We start from the raw sequence: 2139 nt of genomic DNA on the forward strand, positions 1-2139 counted from the left end.
CGCCTTGCACTTCCGCCTGACCGCCGAGCTTGCCTTCCGTGCCGACTTCACGCGCGACGCGTGTCACTTCCGATGCAAACGAGCGCAACTGATCGACCATCGTGTTGATCGTGTTCTTCAGCCCGAGAATTTCGCCTTTCACGTCGACGGTAATCTTCTTCGACAGATCGCCGGCCGCGACGGCTGTCGTCACTTCGGCGATATTGCGCACCTGTGCCGTCAGATTGCTGCCCATCGAGTTCACCGAGTCGGTCAGGTCCTTCCACGTGCCGGCGACGCCTTGCACCTCCGCCTGGCCGCCGAGCTTGCCTTCCGTGCCCACTTCGCGCGCGACACGCGTCACTTCCGACGCGAACGAGCGCAACTGATCGACCATCGTGTTGATCGTGTTCTTCAGTTCGAGTATTTCGCCTTTAACGTCAACGGTGATCTTCTTCGACAGATCGCCTGTTGCAACAGCGACCGTGACCTCTGCGATGTTGCGCACCTGGCTCGTCAGATTGCCCGCCATGAAGTTCACGTTGTCGGTCAGATCCTTCCACGTGCCCGCAACGCCCTGCACGTCCGCCTGGCCGCCGAGCTTGCCCTCCGTGCCGACCTCGCGCGCCACGCGCGTCACCTCCGACGCGAACGAGCGCAACTGATCGACCATCGTGTTGATCGTGTTCTTCAGTTCGAGTATTTCGCCCTTCACGTCGACGGTGATCTTCTTCGACAGATCGCCAGCCGCAACCGCCTTCGTCACTTCGGCGATATTGCGCACCTGGCTCGTAAGATTGCCCGCCATCGAGTTGACCGAATCGGTCAAATCTTTCCATGTGCCGGCAACGCCCTGCACGTCAGCCTGGCCACCGAGCTTGCCTTCCGTGCCGACCTCGCGCGCGACGCGCGTCACTTCGACGGCAAACGTGCCGAGTTGCTCGACCATCGTGTTGATCGTCTTGGCCGTGTGCAGGAATTCGCCTTGCAACGCCCGCCCATCGGCTTCGAGCGCCATGCTCTTCGAAAGATCGCCCTGCGCGACCGCGCCGATCACCCGGGCGACTTCGCTCGTCGGATGAACGAGGTCGGCGATCAGCGAATTCACCGCATCGATCGAATCGCCCCAGAAGCCGCGCGCATACGGAAGCGCAGCGCGTTCCTTCAGCCGACCTTCCTTGCCGACCACCCGGCTCAGGCGACCGAGTTCTTCCGACATGCGGATGCTCTGCTCGACCACATCGTTAAAGACATGCGCGACTTTGCCGTGCATGCCCGTCCAGTCCGCAGGCAACGAAACGGCCTCTCCTTTTTGCAACGCAGCCAGCGCGGCGAGCACTGTTCTCGTGCATTCGTGAGCAGTCGTCACGCTGTCGAAGAGCTGATTCACCTGGGACGCGCTATCGAGCCAGACGCCTGCCAGCGCATCGCTACTGACCGCGACTTCCTTTGGCAGGAAGCCTGGAACGGACAGACGCCTCGACATCTTGCCGATGTCCTGCGCGATGCGCCCCGTCTGCGAAGACAACAGATTGAATTCGGCCGCAACTTTTCCGGCGTCGCCCGCCCAGTCATCCGGCAGACGATATGACGTGTCTCCCCGGCGCAGCGCATTTAGCGCGGCAGCGATTTGGGCAAGCTGATCATTGGATTGCTGCGGTGACTCGACTGCGAACGTGTCCATGCGTTCCTCACCTGTCACAAATAAGCGGCTTTATTCTGGTTTTGAATTGCGTGCTTTCACAAACCACTTTGGCCTATGTCTTTGCTCTATTTCTACCGGAGTCGCGTCTGCGCGGGCGAACGCCTGCACCGGGCAGGCTGGATGCCCAGTAAGCATAGACGTTACCAGTTATGGGCATGCATCGGGAGGCACGCCGCTATTAAATTTGTCGTGAGCTGCCAGGCTGACATCGAGGCACGCAACAAAGAATAGATGAATCCACGGTGAAATGTTAAAAGCGAATTGCAACCGTGATCTAGCCTAAAGAGAACCGGTACTTGTTTCCGGTTTGTTTTAAAGACCCGTATTTTTTTCTTGAGCATTTCGAGTCGACGAATAAAAAAAGCCCGGCGATTGCCGGGCAATTAAAGCATTCGATTCGTCGCCGCCAGACCTCGGCGGCGAGTCATCAAGGTCACTTCAGATTATTGGCCCGT

At 58.9% G+C, this 2139-nt stretch carries 1 protein-coding gene; it reads right to left on the reverse strand.

Annotated features, from left to right (window positions below):
* Positions 1-1663 (reverse strand): HAMP domain-containing protein (locus BN2476_RS48865; protein ID WP_235851180.1); only part of this gene is annotated, 1663 nt, incomplete at its 3' end.
* Between the last annotated feature and the right edge of the window lie 476 nt (positions 1664-2139).

It is taken from the genome of Paraburkholderia piptadeniae (assembly GCF_900007165.1).
GTDB classification, from domain to species: Bacteria; Pseudomonadota; Gammaproteobacteria; order Burkholderiales; family Burkholderiaceae; genus Paraburkholderia; species Paraburkholderia piptadeniae.